At 69.3% G+C, this 20,572-nt stretch carries 15 protein-coding genes; 10 read left to right on the top strand and 5 right to left on the bottom strand.

From position 1 onward, the window contains the following. The first annotated feature begins 1 nt into the window (after position 1). The 3 genes from L3Q65_RS30045 to L3Q65_RS30035 all read left to right on the top strand — a co-directional run bounded on the left by L3Q65_RS30045 (position 2) and on the right by L3Q65_RS30035 (position 6,285). The gene (locus tag L3Q65_RS30045) at positions 2-1,909 is read left to right on the top strand and encodes a dipeptide/oligopeptide/nickel ABC transporter permease/ATP-binding protein (RefSeq protein ID WP_237597241.1); all 1,908 of its coding nucleotides are present in this window, start codon (positions 2-4) and stop codon (positions 1,907-1,909) included. Next, positions 1,906-2,880: an ABC transporter ATP-binding protein gene (locus tag L3Q65_RS30040; RefSeq protein ID WP_182889859.1), complete on the top strand. Its 975-nt coding sequence runs from the start codon at positions 1,906-1,908 to the stop codon at positions 2,878-2,880. The genes L3Q65_RS30045 and L3Q65_RS30040 overlap by 4 nt, the downstream gene beginning before the upstream one ends. 96 nt (positions 2,881-2,976) lie before the next feature. Beyond that, positions 2,977-6,285: a serine hydrolase gene (locus tag L3Q65_RS30035; RefSeq protein WP_237597240.1), complete on the top strand. Its 3,309-nt coding sequence runs from the start codon at positions 2,977-2,979 to the stop codon at positions 6,283-6,285. Between the two features lie 43 nt (positions 6,286-6,328). Here the strand turns inward: L3Q65_RS30035 and L3Q65_RS30030 are convergent, their stop codons facing one another. From L3Q65_RS30030 to L3Q65_RS30020, 3 genes are all read right to left on the bottom strand, one after another. Continuing rightward, positions 6,329-6,529: a hypothetical protein gene (locus L3Q65_RS30030; protein ID WP_182889861.1), complete on the bottom strand. Its 201-nt coding sequence runs from the start codon at positions 6,527-6,529 to the stop codon at positions 6,329-6,331. Positions 6,530-6,600: 71 nt separating this feature from the next. Further along, on the bottom strand, positions 6,601-7,242 hold the full coding sequence (locus L3Q65_RS30025) for a response regulator transcription factor (RefSeq protein ID WP_182889862.1): 642 nt from the start codon (positions 7,240-7,242) through the stop codon (positions 6,601-6,603). After that, on the bottom strand, positions 7,230-8,429 hold the full coding sequence (locus L3Q65_RS30020; protein WP_237597239.1) for a sensor histidine kinase: 1,200 nt from the start codon (positions 8,427-8,429) through the stop codon (positions 7,230-7,232). Before L3Q65_RS30020 ends, L3Q65_RS30025 begins: the two co-directional genes overlap by 13 nt. A 149-nt stretch (positions 8,430-8,578) precedes the next feature. On the opposite strand from L3Q65_RS30020, the gene L3Q65_RS30015 reads away from it, so the two are divergent. From L3Q65_RS30015 to L3Q65_RS30000, 4 genes are all read left to right on the top strand, one after another. After that, entirely contained in the window at positions 8,579-9,319 is a 741-nt protein-coding gene (locus L3Q65_RS30015; RefSeq protein ID WP_182889864.1) for an ABC transporter ATP-binding protein, read from the top strand. Between the two features lie 5 nt (positions 9,320-9,324). Beyond that, a complete protein-coding gene (locus tag L3Q65_RS30010) occupies positions 9,325-11,895 on the top strand; it encodes an FtsX-like permease family protein (protein ID WP_182890238.1) in 2,571 nt (856 codons plus the stop codon). A gap of 11 nt (positions 11,896-11,906) precedes the next feature. After that, positions 11,907-13,472, top strand: a complete 1,566-nt coding sequence (locus L3Q65_RS30005; RefSeq protein WP_237597238.1) for an amidase — start codon at positions 11,907-11,909, stop codon at positions 13,470-13,472. Positions 13,473-14,120: 648 nt separating this feature from the next. After that, on the top strand, positions 14,121-14,990 hold the full coding sequence (locus L3Q65_RS30000; RefSeq protein WP_182889866.1) for a trypsin-like serine protease: 870 nt from the start codon (positions 14,121-14,123) through the stop codon (positions 14,988-14,990). 40 nt (positions 14,991-15,030) lie between these two features. Here L3Q65_RS30000 and L3Q65_RS29995 read toward each other — a convergent pair whose 3' ends face one another. Beyond that, positions 15,031-15,771: an IclR family transcriptional regulator gene (locus tag L3Q65_RS29995; protein ID WP_182889867.1), complete on the bottom strand. Its 741-nt coding sequence runs from the start codon at positions 15,769-15,771 to the stop codon at positions 15,031-15,033. A gap of 120 nt (positions 15,772-15,891) precedes the next feature. Here L3Q65_RS29995 and L3Q65_RS29990 point away from each other — a divergent pair, with 120 nt between their 5' ends. Then, entirely contained in the window at positions 15,892-17,169 is a 1,278-nt protein-coding gene (locus tag L3Q65_RS29990) for an MFS transporter (protein ID WP_237597237.1), read from the top strand. Then, positions 17,166-18,059 carry a 2-hydroxyacid dehydrogenase gene (locus tag L3Q65_RS29985; RefSeq protein WP_182889869.1) on the top strand — a complete coding sequence of 298 codons (894 nt, stop codon included), beginning with the start codon at positions 17,166-17,168 and terminating at the stop codon, positions 18,057-18,059. Before L3Q65_RS29990 ends, L3Q65_RS29985 begins: the two co-directional genes overlap by 4 nt. On the opposite strand, the gene L3Q65_RS29980 is transcribed toward L3Q65_RS29985, so the two are convergent. Beyond that, positions 18,052-18,888: a TIGR02569 family protein gene (locus L3Q65_RS29980; RefSeq protein ID WP_182889870.1), complete on the bottom strand. Its 837-nt coding sequence runs from the start codon at positions 18,886-18,888 to the stop codon at positions 18,052-18,054. The genes L3Q65_RS29985 and L3Q65_RS29980 overlap by 8 nt on opposite strands. A 257-nt stretch (positions 18,889-19,145) precedes the next feature. Here L3Q65_RS29980 and L3Q65_RS29975 point away from each other — a divergent pair, with 257 nt between their 5' ends. Next, positions 19,146-20,318 (top strand): thioester domain-containing protein, encoded by a 1,173-nt coding sequence (locus L3Q65_RS29975; RefSeq protein WP_237597236.1) that lies wholly within the window; start codon positions 19,146-19,148, stop codon positions 20,316-20,318. Positions 20,319-20,572: the final 254 nt, after the last annotated feature.

Raw genomic sequence — 20,572 nt, 5'->3', positions numbered from 1 at the left:
GATGGCGAAACGGCGCGGACAACAATGGCTGGCCGCCGTGCGCACCCCGCTCGGCGCGTTCTCCGCGGCCCTGCTCGTGCTGGTGATCGCGCTCGCGGTGCTGGGCCCGATCCTGTGGCAGAACGCGGCTTCGGCGATCGACACGAACGCGATCAGCCAGGGCCCCTCGGGCGACCACCTGGTCGGCACCGACGAACTGGGCCGCGACATTTTCTACCGCGTGCTCGTGGCGACCCGGCTGTCGGTGGTGCTGGCGCTGATCGCGGCGGCGCTCGGTGTCGCGAGCGGTCTCGTGCTCGGCATGCTGCCCGCGGTACTGCCGCGTCCGCTCGGCAGACTGCTGACCGCGGCGATCAACATCGCGGTCGCGTTCCCTGGCCTGCTGCTGGTGCTGTTCTTCGCGGTGATCTTCGGCGTGGGCACGCAAGGCGCGGTGATGGCGATCGGGTTCGCGCTGACGCCGCAGTTCGCCCGGCTGACGCAGACGTTGTCGGCTTCGGTGGCCGGGCGGGACTTCGTGTCCGCTGCCCGGGTCGCCGGAGTGGGCCGGATCCGGTTGCTGTTCCGGCACATCCTGCCGAACATCGGCGAGCCGCTGGCGGTCAACGCCACCATGGGCGCCGGTGGTTCGCTGCTGGCGTTCTCCGGATTGTCGTTCCTCGGAATCGGTGTGCAGGCCCCGGATTACGACTGGGGACGGCTGCTCAACGAAGGCCTCAACGGCATTTACGTCAACCCCGCGGCGGCACTCGCGCCCGGCGTCGCGGTGGTGATCGCGGGACTGGCTTTCAACCTGTTCGGCGAGACTGTCGCCGGGGTGATCGGCGTGCGGACCCGGTTGCCGCGGTTGACTCCCCGGGTGCGCCGAAAGTCCAAAGTGGACTCCGGGGCAGCGGACGACGCCGTACTGGTGGTCGAGAACCTGGAAGTCGCGTTCCCCCGGCCGACAGGCTGGGCGGTTCCGGTGCGCGGTGTGAGTTTCACGGTGCGGGCGGGCGAGGCGATCGGAGTGGTCGGCGAATCCGGTTCGGGCAAGAGCCTGACCGGGCTCGCGGTGTCGCGGCTGATCGAATCGCCGGGTTCGGTGACCGCGGACCGGCTGGACTTCGCCGGAACCCCCGTGCTCACCACGCCGGAACGCGAACTGCGGACGCTGCTCGGCACGTCGCTGGCGATGGTGTTCCAGGACCCGATGACGTCGTTCAACCCGACCCGGCGGATCGGCCGCCAGCTCGCCGAGGTTTCCGAGCAGCACCACGGTCTTTCGCGGGCCAAGGCGTTCGAACGGGCCGTCGACCGGCTGCGTGCGGTACGGATTCCGGCGGCGGAACGGCGCGCGAAGCAGTATCCGCACGAGTTCTCCGGCGGCATGCGGCAGCGCGCGATGATCGGCATGGGCCTGATGGGCGACCCCCGGCTGATCATCGCGGACGAACCGACGACCGCGCTGGACGTGACTGTGCAACGACAGCTGCTCCGGTTGCTGGCCCAGACCCGCGCCGAACGGGACACCGCGATCATCCTGATCAGCCACGACATCGCGGTCGTTTCCCAGACGTGCGAACGGATTCTGGTGATGTACGCCGGACGGATCGTCGAGGATCTTCCCGCCGCCGGACCGGACATCACACCGCGGCATCCGTACACGCGGGCGCTGCTGGCCACGACACTCGACCTGGACACGGACCCGGACGCGCCGCTCGCGGTGATCCCCGGCCGTCCGCCGGAACCGGACCGGATGCCGTCCGGCTGCGCGTTCGCGAGCCGGTGCCCGGTGGCGACCGACCGGTGTCGCGAGGAGGACCCGGAACTGACCGTGCTCGCGCCGGAACACCGGGTGGCGTGCTGGCATCCGGATGCGGCACTGTCGGAAGAAGCGGGACTCGTCGTGGCGGGAGGGGCGGAATGAGCGAGCTGGCTTTCGATTCGGTCAGCGTCCGGTACGGCGGACGGCGCGGGCTCACCGCGGTGGACGGCGTTTCGCTGACCGTCCCGGCGGGCAAGGTCGTCGGGCTCGTCGGCGAGTCGGGCTCGGGCAAGTCGACGCTCGCGCGGGCAGCCGTCGGACTGTCGCCGGTGAGCGCCGGACGGGTGCTGCTCGGCGGCGTCGACGTGCGGAAACTGCCGCGCCGGCGTCCGCTGCAGATGGTGTTCCAGGATCCGTATTCCTCGCTCAACCCGCGGATGACCATCGGCGAGTCGATCGCCGAAGCCATGCCGCGCGGGACCGACCGCGCGGCCGAGGTCGCCCGGCTGCTGGAACTGGTCAATCTCGATCCCGAACGGGCCACGCATCTCCCGGGGCAGCTGTCCGGCGGGCAGCGGCAACGCGTCGCGCTCGCCCGGGCTCTCGCGGGCCGGCCGGAGGCGCTGATCGCCGACGAGATCACCTCCGCGCTCGACGTTTCGGTGCAGGGCGCGGTGCTCAACCTCGTGCGTTCGGTGCAGCGGCAGCTCGGCCTGTCGATGCTGTTCATCTCGCACAACCTCGCCGTGATCCGGTATCTCAGCGATTTCGTCGCGGTGATGTACCTCGGCCGGATCGTCGAGGCGGGACCGGCCGAGCAGGTGCTCGCCGATCCGCAACACCCCTACACCCGCGACCTGCTCGACGCCGCCCCGTCGGCGCACAAGTCGCTGTTCGACGCGGAACCCGGTGCGACCGCGGACGCGGAACCGCCGGATCCGCACTATCCGCCCGCGGGCTGCCGGTACCACCCGCGCTGCCCGGTCGGTCCTCTCGTGCGGAGCGACCGCGAGATCTGCCTCCAGGCCGATCCGGCCGAGGACTCCGCGCCCCGGCGGCACGCGTCGGCCTGCCATTTCGCCGAATCCGGCCAAAAGAAGGCCGCCCCCCACTCGGCACGTAACCGTTGCTAAGAAGCCATTGGGCCGTGGCTGTGGCCGGATCAGGAACGATCAGCACAGTGCCGAATCCCAGGGCCACGAGCCCGCGATCTCTCAAGGAGCCAGCGTATGACCCGCCGTCTCGGCATCGATGACCTGTACGACCTCGCCGCGCCCAGTCAGCCCGCCCTTTCGCCGGACGGCAGCCGGATCGCCTACGTGGTCCGGACCGCGGACCGGGAGGAGGACCGGAACGTCGACGCGCTGTGGACGGTCGGCGCCTCCTCCGGCGAAGCCCGCCAGCTCACACGCGGAAACGCGGACGCGGTGCCGAAATGGTCCCCGGACGGTTCGCGGCTGGCGTTCCTGCGCGCCCAGGACGGTCCGCCGCAGGTCTGGGTTCTCCCGGCGGACGGCGGCGAGGCCGAGCAGCTCACCAAGCTCCCGCTCGGCGCGGGCGCGCCGGTGTGGAGCCCGGACGGCAGCAAGATCGCGTTCTCCGCGGCGATCGACCTCGCCGCGGTTGTCGAAGCGCCGCCGGCGAACACGCCGATCGTCGCCGAGCGGCTGGACTACAAGTCCGACGGCCCCGGCCTGCTGAAGACGCTCCGCAGCCACGTCCACGTCCTCGACGTCGCCACCGGCGAAGTCCAGCAGCGCACGTTTGGCGATTGGCACGCGGGCCAGCCCGCCTGGTCGCCCGACGGCAAGCACGTGGCGTTCACCGCGGCACTGGACGACGACGCCGACCTCACCTTCCGGTCCGCCGCCTACGTCCTCGACGTCACCGAGCGGAACGCCGAACCGCGCCTGGTCGGCACCGACGAGGGCATGGCGGCCACGGTCGGCTGGACCAAGGACGGCAAGGCGCTGCTGGTGGTCGGCCGCACCGACACCACCACTGGACACCTCGGTCTGCTGCGCGTTCCGCTCGACGGCGGCGAGACGGTCAACCTGGCCGCCAGCCTTGACCGCAATGTGATGCCCGGCGGCCCCGGCTACCCGGGTGCGCTGCCGCAGCTTACCGAGGCGGGCGACGTCGTGCTGTTCGCGATCCGCGACCGCGGCTGCACTCATCTGTACGAAGTGGACCTTGCCGGTGGCGAGCCTCGCGCGGTGCTGACCGGTGACGGCAATGTGGTGTCCGGAGTGGACTTAGTCGGCGACCAGGCCGCGATTGTGCTGTCCACCAACGAATCCTTCGGCGAGGTCGCCGTCCTCGACCGCGCCACGGGCAAAGTCGACGTGCGAACGAAGCACGGCGACGCAGTGTCCGAAGTGGAATTGTTCACCCGGGAATCGCGCGAATTCACCATCAGCGACGGCACCGTGGTGCAGGGCTGGCTCATCCGCGACGCTGAACGCACTGGCGCGCAGCCGCTGCTGATCGACATCCACGGCGGCCCGCACAATGCCTGGAACGGTGCCGCGGACTCGATTCACCTGTACCACCAGACCCTTGCCGCGCGCGGCTGGGCAGTGCTGCTGATCAACCCGCGAGCCAGCGACGGTTACGGCGAAGCGTTCTACACCGCGGCGGTCGGCGCGTGGGGCCAAGCGGACGCACCGGACTTCCTCGAACCGATCGACCAGCTCGTCGCCGAAGGCCTCGCCGACCCGGACCGGCTCGCCGTCACCGGGTACAGCTACGGCGGCTACATGACCTGCTACCTGACCAGCCGCGACGACCGCTTCGCCGCTGCCGTCGCCGGTGGCGTGGTCAGCGACCTGACCAGCCTGGCCGGCACGTCCGACGGCGGGCATTTCATGGCTGTCAACGAATTCTCCGGACTCTCGTCGGGCCACTACGCGGACTCCTCGCCGCACGCGCAGGTCGAGAACGTCCGCACGCCGACGCTGATCCTGCACGGCGGCGAAGACGTCCGCTGCCCGGTCGGTCAGGCCGAGCAGTGGTTCACCGCGCTGCGCGAGCGGGACGTGCCGTCCCGCCTGGTGCTGTACCCGGGCGGCGCGCATCTGTTCGTTTTGGACGGTCCGCCGTCGCACCGCGCCGACTACAACCGGCGCGTGGTCGACTGGGTCGAGCAGTACGCCGGTTCGCGGGTGCCGATCGAGGCCGCGCACTGGAGCCGGCGGCTGGCGGAACTGGCGCGCAAGCACGATGTTCCCGGTGCGTCGCTGGGCATCCTGCGCGTCGACACCGGCGAGGAGGTGTTCGCGACCCACGGTGTGCTGAGCAAGAAGACGGAGGTCGAGGTCACCGAGGACTCGCTGTTCCAGATCGGCTCGATCTCCAAGGTATGGACGTCGACCGTGGTGATGCAGCTCGTCGACGAGGGGCTGCTCGACCTCGACGCGCCGATCGTCGACGTGCTGCCCGAACTGCGCCTGTCGGACCCAGAGGTGACCAAGCGCGTCACCATGCGGCACTTGCTGACGCACACCAGCGGCATCGACGGCGATATCTTCACCGACACCGGCCGCGGCGACGACTGCGTCGAGAAGTTCGTCGACCTGCTGGACGAGGCCGCGCAGAACCATCCTCTCGGCGCGACTTTCTCCTACTGCAACTCGGGTTTCGTCCTCATGGGCCGGGTGATCGAGAAGCTCACCGGGAAGACCTGGGACGCCGCGATGCGGGACAAGCTGTACACCCCGCTCGGTCTCACCCACACCGTCACGCTGCCGGAGGAGGCGCTGCTGTTCCGCGCCGCCGTCGGACACGTCGCGCCGGATGACCAGGATCCGGCTCCGGCCCCGGTCTGGCAGTTGCCCCGCTCGGCCGGACCGGCCGGCCTGATCACCGCGCGCGCGAAGGACGTCCTCGCGTTCGCCCGCCTGCACCTCACCGGCGGCCTGACCGAGGACGGCACGCGGATCCTGTCGGCGGAATCAGCCGCCGCGATGGCGGAAAAACAGGCGGATGTCCCGGACAAGCACACGCTCGGCGATTCGTGGGGCCTCGGCTGGATCCGCGACGAGTGGGGCGGCCGGCGCGTCATCGGGCACGACGGCAACACGATCGGCCAGTCGGCGTTCCTGCGCCTGCTGCCGGACGCGGGCCTCGCGGTCACGCTGCTGACGAACGGCGGCCACGCCCGGGACCTGTTCACCGAGCTGTACCGGGAAATCTTCGCCGAACTCGCCGACGTCGCCATGCCGCTTCCGCTCGAACCCCCGGCCACGCCGGTCACCGTCGACGTGAGCCGGCACCTCGGCGTGTACGAACGCGCTGGCGCGCACGTCGAGGTGGTGGAACGCGAGGGCGGCCTGCGGGTCGTGTACACGACGACCGGACCGCTGGCGGAGCTGATGCCGGACAAGGTCCAGGAATACGACCTGGTGGCGGTCTCGGACACGCTGTTCGTGCTCCGCATGCCGGGCGGGCAGTTCTGGACGCCGGTGCTGTTCTACACCCTGCCGACCGGTGAGCCGTACCTGCACTTCGGCGCGCGGGCGACGCCCAAGGTGTCCTGAGACTGAAGGGGCTGGGTGTGCGCTGCCCAGCCCCTTCTTCGGGTCAATCCTTGCGGCGGGCCAGAAAACGCACCAGCAACAACACCAGGCACGCCGCCGCGATTCCGCCGCCGATGTACCGGTAAGTGTCCTCCAGCCCGGCGAACTGGCCGAGCGAATTGGCGGCGGCACCGGCGAGAAAAACCAGCCACAGCAAGGTAGTCACAACAGGGCCGCCGGCGGTGCGGCTACGGGAAGTTTCCATGCCGAGAACACTATGGAGAGGCGAGGGCGTCAACCACGCCGCAGACCCCCAACTTCGTGGTAGCGCCTGCGCTACCTCTTCCCGTTCAAATAGGCCAGCACCGCCAGCACCCGCCGGTGCCCGCTGTCCTCCGGCAGGCCCAGTTTCGCGAAGATGTTGCGGATGTGCTTGAGCACCGTTCCGTCGCTGACCACCAGCAGTTCCGCGATCGTGGCGTTGTTGTAGCCCTCGGCCATCAGGCCGAGCACCTCGCGTTCGCGCGCGGTCAGCGCGTCGATCGGGTCGCGGCGGTGGGCCAGCAGCTGGGTCACCACCTCCGGGTCCATCGCCGTGCCGCCGTCTGCCACCCGATGCAGTGAGTCGAGGAACTTCGCGACCTTGCCGACGCGTTCCTTGAGCAGGTACCCGACCGCGCCCTTGCCGTCCGCGAGCAGTTCCGCCGCGTAGCCGGTTTCCACGTGCGCGGACAACACCAGCACCGGCAGCCCGGGGTGCAGCTGCCGCGCTTGCACGGCCGCACGCAGGCCCTCGTCGGTGTGCGTCGGGGGCAGCCGGACGTCGGTGATCACCGCGTCCGGGCGGTCTTCGCGGACGAAAGCGAGGAATTCGCCGGTGTTGTCGAAAGCCGCGGCGACCTCGATGCCCGAGGTGTCCAGCAGCAACACCAAACCTTCTCGCAGCAGGGCGTCGTCCTCGACGATCACGACCCGCATGGCAACTCCACTTCCAGAACAGTCGGTCCACCGGGCGGGCTCGTGAGCGTGACCGTCCCGTCGAAAGCTTCGGCGCGTTTCCGGATCCCGGCCAGTCCGCTGCCCTGGGATTCGTCCGCACCGCCGCGCCCGTCGTCGCGGATGCGGATCCGCAGGGTGTCGACGGTGCCGTCGAGCGTAATCGACGCCTGTTCGGCTCCCGAATGCTTGGTCACGTTCGCCAGTGTTTCGGCGACGATGAAGTACACCGCCGCCTCGACCGCGGCCGGGCGGCGCGCGGAGCTGCGAACGTCCACAGTGCACGGAACCGCGCACCGGTCGGCGAGTGCGGTGATCGCGCCGTCGAGGCCGCGGTCGGTCAGCAGCGGCGGGTGGATGCTCCGCACGACTGTGCGCAATTCGGCGAGCGCTTCGGTCGCCGCGTCCTGTGCCTTGCCGAGCAGTTCCCTTGCCTTGGCCGGATTTCCTTCGAAAAGCTGGTCGGCGATCCCGAGTTGCAGCACGACCGCGGACAGCCGGGCCTGCGTCCCGTCGTGCAGATCGCGTTCGAGCCGGCGGAGTTCGGCACCGTGCGCTTCGAGCGCGGCGGCGCGGGTCGCGGTCAGTTCGACGACCCGGTCGGTCAGCGAAGCCCCGGGCCGCGGGCCGAGAAGCGCCCGCGTCGCCAGCGCTTGCCAGCGAGCAAGCGGCGCGGCCCAAAAGGTGAGCGCGATCATCACGATCCCGCTGAACACGCAGAGCGCGGCCAGCGGCCACGAGTTCACCACGAACGCCAGCGAACTGGGGATTCCGCCGGGCACCAGCCACCAGAACACGCCGGTGAGGATCTGGCGCAGCCCGCCGAGCGGCAGGCCGAACGCGAGCACGCCGACGATGAAGCCGAGCACCGCGTGCACCGTGAGCCACGCGAGGTCCCGCAGGCTCGCCGGGTCGCGAATCGGCGAAACGTTGGCGTACGGCTCCGCGATCGGCTCGCCGAGCCTGCGCCCGGCGCGACGGCGTTCGAAGCGCAGCGGGTAGCGGATCAGTTTCAGCGCCACCGGGAGCGCGGGGATCCCGACGCCGATCAGGCACGTCATGAGCACGACCGCCATGGCGAAAAAGAGCAGCATGGCGAGGAACGAGGTCGCGGCCCCGACCAGCAAGTAGCGGAGTCCGGACCACCACGAGCGCAGCCAGCCTTTCACCCGCACAGTGTCCCATTAGGACTTCCTCACCGGGTGTGGTGGTGCCTGCGCTACCCCCAAGACTCCCGCGCTCGGGATCGTTTTCGCGCACCCGTCGCCATAGCTTCGTTACCGACAGAGAATCTGCTGGTCCAAGGAGCGACACGAAGATGAACACAGGCGGAACACACGCCCTGAGGCTGGAAGCGGTGCGCAAGATCTACGGCTCCGGCGACGGCGCGGTCACCGCGCTGGACGGCGTGTCGGTCGGGATCCAGCGAGGCTCGTTCACCGCGGTGATGGGGCCGTCCGGATCCGGAAAGAGCACCTTCCTGCACTGCGCGGCCGGACTGGACAAGCCGAGTTCGGGCAAGGTGCTGCTCGGCGAAACCGAACTCGGCGGGCTCCGCGAGCGCGCGCTCACCGAATTGCGCCGGACCCGGATCGGGTTCATTTTCCAGGCCTACAACCTGCTGCCGTCGCTGAACGTGCTGCAGAACATCACCCTGCCGATGCGGTTGGCTGGCAAGAAGCCGGACGCCCGCTGGCTGCGCGAGATCGTCGACGGCGTCGGCATCGCGAAGCGGCTGGAGCACCGTCCGGCGGAACTGTCCGGCGGTCAGCAGCAGCGCGTCGCGATCGCCCGCGCGCTGATCACCCGGCCCGAGGTCGTGCTCGCCGACGAACCGACCGGCGCGCTCGACACCCGTACCGCGCGTCAGGTGCTCGACCTGTTGCGCACCGTAGTCGACCAGATGGGACAGACCGTGTTGATGGTCACCCACGACCCGGTCGCCGCGTCCGCCGCGCACGGGGTGCTGTTCCTCGCCGACGGCAAGCTCGCCGGCCATCTCCCGCAGCCGACCCCGGAACGGGTCGCCGAGCGGATGACCCACCTCGGGGAGTGGTGACCGCCATGTGGTCGTTGGCTTGGCAGACGACGAAGACCCGGCTGAGCGGGTTCGTCGGCGCGTTCATCGCGATCCTCTGCGGCACCGCGCTCGTCGCGGGCTGCGGCATTCTCATGGAATCCGGTCTTCGCGCCGGAGTCCCGACCCAGCGTTACGCCGAAGCGGCGGTGGTGGTCGGCGGGGTGCAGACCACGAAGCCCCCTGGCGCGGATTTCGGCGAGTCCGAGCAGGTCACCGAACAGACCACGGTGCCCGAAACGCTGATCAAGCGGATCGCCGACGTGCCCGGGGTGCGGCAGGCAGTACCGGAGCAGGACTTCCCGGCGAACGTCGTGACGTCCAGCGGCCAGGTGCTCACCGGCCCGAACGGCACCCAGTCGCGCGGACACAACTGGGACGCGGCCGTGCTGGCCCCGTTCTCTCTGCGCGAAGGCCATGCGCCGGAAGCAGCGAACGAGGTCGTTTTCGACGCGGAACTGGCGGCCCGCAGCGGAGTTTCGGTCGGCAGCACGGTGCGGATTTCGACTCGCTCCACGCCGATGGAGTTCCGCGTCACCGGCATCGCCACGCCCAAATCCGGCACCGGGCTGACCCGGCAGTCGGCCCTGTTCTTCTCCGCCGCACGCGCCGCTGATCTCTCCGGCAAGCCCGGCCAGGTCCACGCGGTCGGCGTGCTCGCCGCCCCCGGAGTGTCGACGGGCGAGCTGGAAGACCGGATCAGCGCGGCAGTCAGCGGCGAACCGGTCACGGTGACCACCGGGATGAGCCGCAGCACCGTCGAATTCCTCGACGTGAGCCAAACCCGGGTGCTGCTGTTCGCCCTCGCGGGTTCGTTCGGCGGGTTCGCGATCCTGGTCGCGGTGTTCGTCGTCTCGAGCACGCTGGCGTTGGTGATCAACCAGCGACGGCGGGAATTCGCGCTGCTGCGGGCGATCGCGGCCACGCCGAAGCAGATCCGCAAGCTGATCAGCGCCGAAACCATGCTGGTCGCGACCCTCGCCGGAGTGCTCGGCGCGGGGCTGGGCGTGGCCGTCGGCTACGGATTGCGCAACGCGTTCGCCGGGATCGGTGTGATTCCGCCGGACTTCGGTCTCGCGGTCGGCCCGCTGCCGCTCGTCGTCGCGTTCCTGCTCGGCTTGGGCGCGGCGCGGCTGGCCGCGTGGTCGGCGGCCCGGCGTCCGGCGTCGATCCGCCCGATCGAGGCACTTGGCGAGGCGGCCGTCGAACGCCGCGAACTGGGCCGGACCCGGGTCCTCATCGGCTGGCTGCTGGTGGTGCTCGGCTTCGGCGGTTCGACCGTCCCGATGTACGTGACCGGCGACGGTGCGCTCGCGGCCTCCTCGATGTCCGCGCTGGTGGTCGTGATCGGGCTCTCCGTGCTCGGGCCGAAGGTGGTCGCCTTCATGACCCGGATCATCGCCCCGGTGCTGTCCGGTGTCTCGCGGATCAGCGGCTACCTGGCCGCCGCGAACAACCAGGCCAACGCCCGGCGGCTCGCCTCGGCGGTCACCCCGGTGATGCTCGCGGTCTCGTTCGCGATCTCGATGTTCTACAGCCAGACGTCGGCCGCCGCGGCCAAGCAGGAGCAGGCTGTCCGGTCGACCACCGCGGACCACGTCCTGACGAGCACCACCGGTGCGCTCTCCCCGGAGGTCGCCGCGGCGGCGCGGGCGCTCCCCGGAGTCGCGGCCGCCACTTCGGTGATCCGCACCGATGTCGTCACCACGGTCCCGGAGGAGAAACGGCTGCGCGTGATGAAGTACCCAGCGCAGGGATTGGACGGCGACCAGGTCCGCGGTGTGCTCGACCTCGGCGTCGTGTCCGGGAACCTGGCCGACCTGCGCGGCGACACCGTCGCGATGAGCAAGGGCGAAGCCGATTGGTACGACAAGAAAATCGGCGACGAGGTCGACTTCTGGTTCGCGGACGGACGGCCGGCCAAGGTGAAACTGGTCGCGGTCTACACGCACAACCAGGCTTTCGGCGAATATGTACTGCCCGCCGGCCTCGCCCGCGCGCACACCGGCGACCGGATGGACAATTCCGTTCTGGTGCGCCAAGACCCGAACGCTGATCCCGCTGCGATGACCGCCGCGTTGCGCAGTCTCAGCGCCCGCTACCCAGGTCTCACCGTGACACCAGGCTCCACCGTTTCCGCGGTGGAAAGCGCTTCAGGACAACAACAGTTCTACCTGAACCTCGTCGCCGTCGGCGTGATCCTTGGCTACGTAGTGATCTCGGTGGCCAACACGCTGGTGATGACCACAGCGCAGCGCTCCCGTGAATTCGCCCTGCTGCGATTGATCGGCACCACGCGCGGCCAAGTCGTGCGAATGATGCGCCTGGAAGCGTTGACGACCGCCGGTGTCGCGGCATTGCTCGGCACAGTAGTGGCAGCAATTCCGTTGGTACTGCTCAACCTTGCCCTGCGCGATACCCCGCTGCCGTCCGGAACCCCCGCGGTATTCGGCGGAATCATCGCCGGAGCCTTCTTGCTCAGCCTGGTCTCGCTCGGTCTGTCCACTCGGGTCACCCTGCACGCCAAGCCCATCGACGCCATTGGCCTCCGCGAGTAAAAGGAAGAACAATGCGCACCTCACTGAAGCGACTTTCAGTGGCAGCCCTCACCGCGGCGGGCCTGCTCCTGCCCGCCGCGGCGGACGCCTCGCCCTCTCGTTTCCTGGACCAAACCACAATTCCCGATCTGCAGCGCGCCATGGACCACCGGCAACTGACGTCGGAACAACTCACTCGCGGCTACCTGCGCCGGATCGAAGAGCTGAACCCCGAACTGCACGCCGTCGTGCAAACCAATCCAGACGCCCTGTCGGCCGCCAAGGAAAGCGACACCCGCCGCCGAACCCGCTCCTCCCGCAGCGCCCTGGAAGGAATCCCAGTACTGCTGAAGGAAAACACCGACACCGCGGACCGGCAAACCACCACCGCGGGCTCGACCGCCATGCTCGGCTCACGGCCAGCGAAAGACGCGTTCCTGGTCCAACGCCTGCGCGCCGCCGGTGCGGTCGTGCTAGGCAAAGCGAACCTGTCGGAATGGTCGAACTTCCGCTCAGGCGGCCAAATCCCGGGTTGGAGCGGTATCGCGGGCCAGACCCGCAACCCCTACGCACTGGACCGCAGCCCATGCGGTTCGTCCAGCGGTTCGGCAGTAGCCGCGGCAGCCGGCCTCGCAACGGTCGCCATCGGCACCGAAACCGACGGTTCGATCGTGTGTCCAGCGGCCTCGACCTCGACCGTCGGCGTGAAAACCAGCCTTGGCGTCGTGAGCCGCACCGGCGTCGTGCCGATCACCGCCCAGCACGACACCCCCGGGCCGATCGCACGCAACGTCACCGACGCCGCACTAACCCTCTCCGTACTAGCCGGTGCCGACCCAGCAGACCCCGCCTCCGTAGCCGCCGCTTCGACAATCCCGAAAGACTTCCGACTGGACCGCGACGCCCTGCGCGGCAAGCGAATCGGCATCTGGCGAAAGGGCCACACCGGCATCGACCAACAAGCCGACCGGATCTTCGAGTCCACAGTGCACACTCTGCGCTCACTGGGCGCCACGGTCGTCGACGGGGCAGACGTCGAAGACATCTCCTGGTCAGTCAAACCGGATCTGCTCCCCGCATTGCTGACCGAGTTCAAACACGACCTGAACGCCTACCTCGCCGCGACCCCCGGCAACCACCCGCGGAACCTGTCCGAACTGATCGCCTACAACGATCAGCACCGCGACGTCGAGATGCCGCTGTTCGACCAAAGCTTGCTGATCGACTCGAACAAGGCCGACAGCAACCTGAACGACCAGACCTACCGCCGCCACCGCGCCACCGCGACGGGCATCGCGCAACGATCGATCGACGACGTACTGGCCTCAAAAGGCCTCGACGCAATCGTCACCCTGAGCGACTTGCCCGCCTCACCGCTGGACCGCCCAGGCGACCCGCGGTTCCTGAGCAGCACCCGCAACACGTCCGTCGCCGGATACCCGAACATCACCGTGCCAGCCGGGTTCGTCGGCCCGCTGCCAGTCGGGATCTCGTTCCTGGGCACGAAATACCACGACGCGCAGTTGCTCAACTTCGCCTACGCGTACGAGCAGGCGTCGCACGCGCGGCAGGCACCCCGGTACCTGCCCGCTGCGTAAGCGTGCGGGCGTGAACGCGGGACGGGCCTCTCGGCTCCCGCTCGCACCTGCAGGACGGCGCCCGTCGGCTAGGGGAGCTTCGCGCGCCGTCGCCGTTGAGCCCGGCAGGGGTTTCCGCCTCCGACGAACGGCCTGGCGTGCAGGGACGTCAGCAGGAAGCCGCCCGGTGCGCCACGTCGGCTGGTTCTCCGCATCGCCCTGCCGAGCGCCGCGCCGGGAACCTGCGCGCGCCCCGGAGAAGCCGGATCGCCCTGCCGAGCGCTGCTGCCGGGAACCCGCCGCGCGCCGTGCCCCGGAGAAGCCGTATCGAGGCCGCCCCCGAGAACCCGCCACGCCCCCCCCGGGAAGTAACCGCCTCAAGGCCGTCCGAACCACCCCGGCGCCCGCCGGATGTCCCACTGATCGGGAGCAACCCGCACAATCCGGCCGCTGCCGCCAAACGGCCCAGCGTCCAGGCAAAACACCCCCGCGCCGTTAGCATTCCGTGACCAAGTCCAAACTAGGCGTATCAAGCGCGTCAGTTTCTACCTAAGTCACCGGATTAATCGGGCACACTCACTCATTCGGCTTAACAACTTCGCTATCTTGGTCCCCGTGGTGCACGCAAAGTCACGTTCCGCTCAGTGGGCGAGCCTTCGGCTGGGCGCCGTGGCGGCCGCCACGGTCCTGGGGGCCGGGCTGGCCGGGGCCTACGTCGGCCTGCACCGGACGGCGGAGGCTGAGACTGCCAAGCCGGTGTCGAACGTCGCGGTCGCGCGCAGCGCCGGCGGCAACGCGGGCAACGCCAGCAGCACAGTCAGCGGTGGGACCGGCAACGTCGGCGGTGCCAGCAGCAAGGCGCAGCCGCCCGCGCTGCCCGACCACCCCACCCCGTTCAGCGTCAAACTGTCCTCAAAGGACATTCCGGAGAAGGGCGGCGGCGTCCGTACCGGCGGGTGCAGCGGTTCGCTGATCGCCCCGCAATGGATCGTCACCGCGGGCCACTGCTTCCACGACCTCGACGGCACGCGCGTCAGCGGCAAACCCGACTACACGATGACCGCCGCGATCGGGAAGCTCACCGACTCCGATCCGCGCGGGCACGTGCTGAAGGTCGTGGACACGCGCCAGTCCGCGGTCAACGACCTCGCGCTCGCCAAACTGTCCGAGCCGGTCACCGACATCGAACCGCTCGCGCTGCCGGACGGTCCGCCGGATCCCGGTCAGCACACGACCTTCGTCGGCTGGGGATCGCTGTCCTCGAAGGTCATCGTGCAGACCGACCACATCAAACGCGGCGACTTCCAGGTCGACGAGGTGCGCAAGAACGAGATCACCCTTGAACCGCTGAAGAAGCGCACCGTCGAGAACAGCCCGTGCCCGGACGACTCGGGTTCGCCGTTCTTCGTGCCGGTGAAGGGCAAGAACACGCTGATCGCGGTCGAGAATTTCGGCCCGGACTGTCCGCAGCCCGGCATCGAAACCGCGGCGCGCGTGGACCAGCTCGTCTCGTGGATCCGGGGCGAAATCGGCACGTGAGCGGCGATGCCGGTGAGAACCGGCATAAACGCGCACGACCTCAGCGGGGCAGCAACGCCGCCAATTCCCTTGCCGCAGCACGCAAAGCAGGCACGAACTCCTCTAGCTGCGCAACGCTCAGCCGGTAAGCCGGTGCCGCGGTGGACAGGGCGGCGATCGCGGTCCCGTCCGGTGTCCGGATCGGAACGCCGACCGCGCGGATGCCTTCCTCGTGCTCCTCGTCGGCGATCGCGAAACCGCGTTCGCGCACTGCCGCGATCTCCGCCGCGAACGCCTCGCGCGCGGTGATCGTGCGCGGGCCCAGCGCGGGCAGTTCAAGCGAAGCGACCAGCTCATCCCGGTTGGGCGCGAACGCGACCAGGCATTTGCCCATCGACGTGCAGTGCAACGGCCCGCGCGCGCCCGGTTCGCCGCGGATCTGCAGCCGCTGCGACCCCTGCACCGAGTGCACGTAAACCTGGTTGTGCCCGTCCAGCACGGCCAGCAGCGTCGGCTCGCCGGTCTCCGCGGACAGCTTCTGCATCACCGGCAGCGCGACGCCGGCGAATCCGCGCGCCTGTGACACCGACTGGCCCAGTTCGAACAGCCGCAGCCCCAGCGAATACCGCTTCGACACCGGGTCATTGCGCGCGAATCCCTCGCTCTGCAAGGAACTGAGCAGCCGATGCGTGGTGCTCACCGGATACCCGGCGGCGCGCGCGAGCTCGGACAGCGGCACGCCCTCGGGGTAGCCGCCGAGCAGGGACAGCACCCGTAAAGCCTTGCCGACCATGTCCGCCATCGGACCCCCTTGACGTCCCGCGCGCGGCGACGCACACTGCCTCTCACCGCATTGCGGAATAGCTTTCCAGATTACGGAAAGCTCGTCAAGGACTTGGGTCAGCGGCGACAGGAGTACCGAATGAACACCGTCGAGCAGGCGGGCACGCTCGGGAGGCAGCGCTGGCTGCGGCTGATCCCGATCGTCTTCGTCACCTACAGCCTCGCCTACCTCGACCGGTCGAACTTCTCGATCGCGACCGCGGGCGGGATGGCCGAGGAACTGAACCTCACGAGCACGACGTCCGGCCTGATCGCCGCGTCGTTCTTCCTCGGCTACTTCCTGCTGCAGGTCCCCGGCGTGCTCTACGCCGACCGCCGCAGTGTGCGCAGCCTGATCTTCTGGTCGGTGCTCGCGTGGGGCGTCCTGGCGACCGCGCAGGGCCTGCTCAGTTCGGTGCCGGTGCTGATCGCGGTCCGGTTCCTGCTCGGCGCAGTGGAAGCGGCGGTGCTGCCCGCGCTCGTCGTCCTGCTCGCGCGGTGGTTCACGAAGGCGGAACGCGGCCGGGCCAACGCTTTCCTGATCCTCGGCAACCCGGTCACGGTGATGTGGCTGTCGGCGGCTTCCGGGTACCTGATCGAGGCGACGTCCTGGCGCGGTATGTTCATCATCGAGGGAATTCCGGCGCTGATCTGGGCTTTCGTGTTCCGCGTGCAGGTCCGCGACCGGCCCGCCGACACGCCGTGGCTCGACCCGGCCGGACGTGCCGCGGTCGAGAGCGCGATCGCCACGGAACAGGCGCAGCTGCCGGAGCCGGCTGAGCGGCCGGTGCGGGAAGTGTTGCGGTCCAAGGCGGTTCTGCTGCTGGCGGCGCAGTATCTGTTGTGGAGCATCGGGGTTTACGGCTTCGTGTTCTGGCTGCCGTCGATCGTCAAGGCGGGTTCGTCGGCCGGGATCGGCGCGACCGGTCTGCTGTCGGCGATCCCGTACGCGTTCGCCGTGGTCGCGATGCTGATCAACTCGCGCGGTTCGGACCGGTCCGGGGCGCGGCGGCGCTTCGTGTGGCCGTGGTTGCTCGCCGGCGCGGTCGCGTTCTACGGTTCGTACCTCTTGGGCAAGCAGCACTTCTGGTGGGCGTTCGTGCTGCTGGCGATCGCCGCGGTGGCCCTGTACGCGCCGTATGGCCCGTTCTTCGCGATGATTTCCGAACTCCTGCCGCAGCGGACCGCCGCGGTGGCGGTGGCCGTGGTCAACGCCGCGGGCGCGCTCGGCGGGTTCCTCGGGACCTACCTGGTCGGCTGGCTCGAATCCGCCACCGGCAGCACGGCCGCCGCGTTCTTGATGCTGGCGGGGACAATGGCCGCAGCCGCGGTGCTGGTGCTCGCGGTTCCGGCGAAGACGAAGGAAAGGCGAGCATGACCGCGCGTGTACTGGTGCCCTGGTCCGACATTTCCGTTCCGGCCGAACTGAACGCGGTCGTCTGGGACGGCCGCGGCACCCCGCCGGACGGTCTCGACGACGTCGAGTTCTACGTCCTGCCCTACGACCAGGGCCCGGCGGCGGCCAAGCTCATCCCGGAACTGCCGTCGCTGCGCGCGGTCCAGACGCTGTCCGCCGGTTACGACAACCTGCTGTCGCTCGTCCCGTCCGGGGTGCAGCTGGCGAACGGCCGGGGCCTGCACGACCTCAGCGTCGCCGAGCACGCGCTCGCGCTGATCCTTGCCGCGCAACGGTATTTCCCGCGCTGGTTCGCGCAGCAGCGGACCGGCTCGTGGGACCGGGCGCACACGCGCTCGCTCGCCGACTGCCGCGTCCTCCTGGTCGGCTACGGCTCGATCGGCCGCGCCATCGAGCGGTACCTGGAAGCAGGCGAAGCCGAGGTGGTCCGGGTCGCCAGCACCGCTCGCGCCGGTGTGCACGGCATCGACGAACTGCCGGAACTCCTGCCGACCGCGGACATCGTCGTGCTGGTTCTGCCCGACACCCCGCGGACGCGCGGCCTCTTCGGCGCCGCGGAACTGGCTTTGCTGCCGGACACGGCGCTGGTCGTGAACGTCGGACGCGGCACCGCCGTGGACACTGACGCGCTCACCGCCGAGGTCTCCGCCGGCCGCCTGCGCGCCGCGCTCGACGTCGTCGACCCGGAGCCGCTGCCCGCCGACCATCCTCTGTGGACCCTCGACGGCGCGATCATCACCCCGCACATCGCCGGCGGTTCGGACTCGTTCTACCCGCGTGCGAAGCGGCTGGCCGAACGGCAGCTCGCGCATTACGCGAAGGGCGAGCCGCTGGAGAACCTGGTCAACTGAGCACGGCCGCGACGGCGGGCTGGTAGGCGGCGAACTGGGCCGGTGTCCAGTGCTCGGCGACGTCGTGCGTGACGATGCGGTAAATGAGCGCGCGGATCAGCATCTGCTGCCATTCCGGCAACTGCGCCCAGCGGCCGATCAGGCTGGGATCCGCGTCGTACCAGCACAACGCGTCGGCGACGGCCACCGCGGCGGCCCAGGCCGGGGGACGCCAGTAGACCGCCCAGTCGATCACCGCTGGCGGCTCTCCCGGTGCGAAGAGGACGTTGCCGGGGAGATCGCCGTGCACCGCCTGCGCGGCCGACTCGACCGGACGACGCGCCTCGAACAACGGGCGGAGGAGGTCACGAGCGGTCGCCGAGCCTTCGGGCGGCAATTCTCCCCAGGCCATCCGGTCTCCGACGGCCCAGGGATCCGTGCGGAAGTCGAGGAAGTCCGGACGCGGCAGCCGGGCGATCGCCTCATGGAACGCGATCCCGGCCCGGATCGCGTCGTCGGGCCGGGATGTGTCCGGGCGGCCGGAGACCAGCAAGCTCGCCTCCCAGCCGGGCGACGGATGACCGCCGGATGAATTCCGGACGGCGGATGCCCCGTTCCCGGCTATCCATTCTCCGTCGAGAGTCCGCAGCGGCCGGGCGATCCGGAACTCCGCCGACTCCGCCACCTCGGCGAGCGCCTCCGCCCGCCATCGCGTTTCCGGAGCGAACTCCACCGGTTTCAGCACGATGTCCCCGGCGCGCCAGGTCTCGCCTTTCCCGCCTTCCAGCCGAACCGGGACACCGGCACAGCCGAACGCGGCGAGCACGTCCGCGGGAGGTTGCTTGTTCAACCGTTCTACGCCCTTTCTCTCGGGTTTTCGCAGCTCCTTGCACATGTACCCAGAGCAACGCAAGGGGAGGAACGACTCCGACTGATGGTAGTAAAGCGCATTCAGGGGACCACCCACAGTGCACATGTGAGCCCTGTGTATGCTTCGCCATCGCTTGACTGGGTGGATTCTTCACCCGAATTGGTGGCCGTCGTGGTCGGGGAGATGTGGTCTCACGCGGTCCGTCGTTCGTGGTTCGGGACTGGATGGGAGAAAGCATGCACGGCAGGTCAATTCTGGTCCGGGGAGGGGCCGCGGTGGTGTCCGCGGCAGCGGCGCTCATGATCGCCGCGCCGGTCGCCCTCGCCGACGACAACGCCCCCACGGCGCGCAGCGGCGCGGCCTCGGGCACCTTGGAGCACGGCGGCACTTCTGGCTTCGACGTCAACGTCGCCGGCAAGGGCACGGTTCAGACGACGCTGTTCAACCTGAAGCTGTCCGACGGTGCCGTCTCGAAGATGTACTGCGTGCAGATCGAGGTCGGCGCGCGCTTCGGCGAGACGATGGTCGAACACGCCTGGAACGACTACCCCGACGCGAAGTCGCCGTTCCGCAAGAACAACAAGAACATCAACTGGGTGCTGCACCACAGCTACCCCTCCGAGGACGCGGCGTCGCTCGAGAAGACGCTGACCGACAAGGGCGCCAAGCTCCACGACGGTCTGTCCACGAAGGAAGCGCTGACCGCGACGCAGGCCGCGGTGTGGCACTACAGCGACGGCAAGGACCTCGACGCCGAGAACCCGCTGGCCAACGGCTCCCCGGACGAGGCGGCTGACGTCCTCGCGCTGTACAACTACCTGACCGGCGACGCCAACACCGGCGTCGAGGAGAAGAAGCCGACGCTGAGCATCACGCCGGCCAAGGCAAGCGGCGAAGCGGGCACGAAGATCGGCCCGTTCACCGTCGCGACGACCGGCAGCGTCACCGACTTCACGAGCAAGCTCCCCGAGGGCGTGAAGGTCGTCGGCGAGAACGGCGAGGAGATCAAGTCCTCGGCGATCAAGAACGGCACGAAGCTGTTCCTGGACGTCGCGAAGGACGCGAAGCCCGGCACGGCCGAACTCGCGGTGAAGGCCGCTGGTGACGTCAACACGGGTCGCCTGTTCGTGGCCAAGAACTACGCGGACAAGCCGGCGCAGTCGCTGATCGTGGCGCAGTCGCAGAAGAGCACCGTCGAAGCCGCCGCGACCGGCACCTGGACCGAAACGGGCCCGGTGACCACCGCGCCCGCGACGACCGCCCCCGCGGCCGGCGGCAACAACTCGGGCCAGACCCCGCTGGCGAACACCGGCGTGAACGCCGCCCTGCCCATCGGCATCGGCGCAGCCCTGGTGATCGCAGGCGGCGCGATGATCCTGGTGGTCCGCCGCCGTCGCAGCAACGCCTGATTTAACGCATAACCCAGCTTTAGCAACGGGCCGGTCCTCTTAGGACCGGCCCGTTTTGCGTCCCCCGCCGCCCCGTCCGAGGCACGTGAGGGCCACCTGCAGGGACTCTGATTCCCTCAGGGGTCCCCCTCACGACCCGCTCGCTCGCTCGCCCCGCGCCCTCCGAGTTGTGCCCTCCGAGATGTGCCCCAATGTGGCATTGGGTGCATCGCATGCACCGAACGCCACATTGGGTGCGTCTGACGCACCCAATG

The organism is Amycolatopsis sp. FU40 (genome assembly GCF_021903635.1).
GTDB classification, from domain to species: Bacteria; Actinomycetota; Actinomycetes; order Mycobacteriales; family Pseudonocardiaceae; genus Amycolatopsis; species Amycolatopsis dendrobii.
Note: the sequence above shows the minus strand (reverse complement) of the source record. Positions and strands in the feature narration are given on the sequence as shown.

Coding starts and splice junctions, on each gene's coding strand:
- L3Q65_RS30010 (WP_182890238.1), top strand. CDS start 9,325: ATGTGGTCGTTGGCTTGGCAGACGACGAAGACCCGGCTGAGCGGGTTC.
- L3Q65_RS29985 (WP_182889869.1), top strand. CDS start 17,166: ATGACCGCGCGTGTACTGGTGCCCTGGTCCGACATTTCCGTTCCGGCC.
- L3Q65_RS30040 (WP_182889859.1), top strand. CDS start 1,906: ATGAGCGAGCTGGCTTTCGATTCGGTCAGCGTCCGGTACGGCGGACGG.
- L3Q65_RS29990 (WP_237597237.1), top strand. CDS start 15,892: ATGAACACCGTCGAGCAGGCGGGCACGCTCGGGAGGCAGCGCTGGCTG.
- L3Q65_RS29995 (WP_182889867.1), bottom strand. CDS start 15,771: ATGGCGGACATGGTCGGCAAGGCTTTACGGGTGCTGTCCCTGCTCGGC.
- L3Q65_RS29975 (WP_237597236.1), top strand. CDS start 19,146: ATGCACGGCAGGTCAATTCTGGTCCGGGGAGGGGCCGCGGTGGTGTCC.
- L3Q65_RS30025 (WP_182889862.1), bottom strand. CDS start 7,242: ATGCGGGTCGTGATCGTCGAGGACGACGCCCTGCTGCGAGAAGGTTTG.
- L3Q65_RS30030 (WP_182889861.1), bottom strand. CDS start 6,529: ATGGAAACTTCCCGTAGCCGCACCGCCGGCGGCCCTGTTGTGACTACC.
- L3Q65_RS30045 (WP_237597241.1), top strand. CDS start 2: ATGGCGAAACGGCGCGGACAACAATGGCTGGCCGCCGTGCGCACCCCG.
- L3Q65_RS30035 (WP_237597240.1), top strand. CDS start 2,977: ATGACCCGCCGTCTCGGCATCGATGACCTGTACGACCTCGCCGCGCCC.
- L3Q65_RS30005 (WP_237597238.1), top strand. CDS start 11,907: ATGCGCACCTCACTGAAGCGACTTTCAGTGGCAGCCCTCACCGCGGCG.
- L3Q65_RS30015 (WP_182889864.1), top strand. CDS start 8,579: ATGAACACAGGCGGAACACACGCCCTGAGGCTGGAAGCGGTGCGCAAG.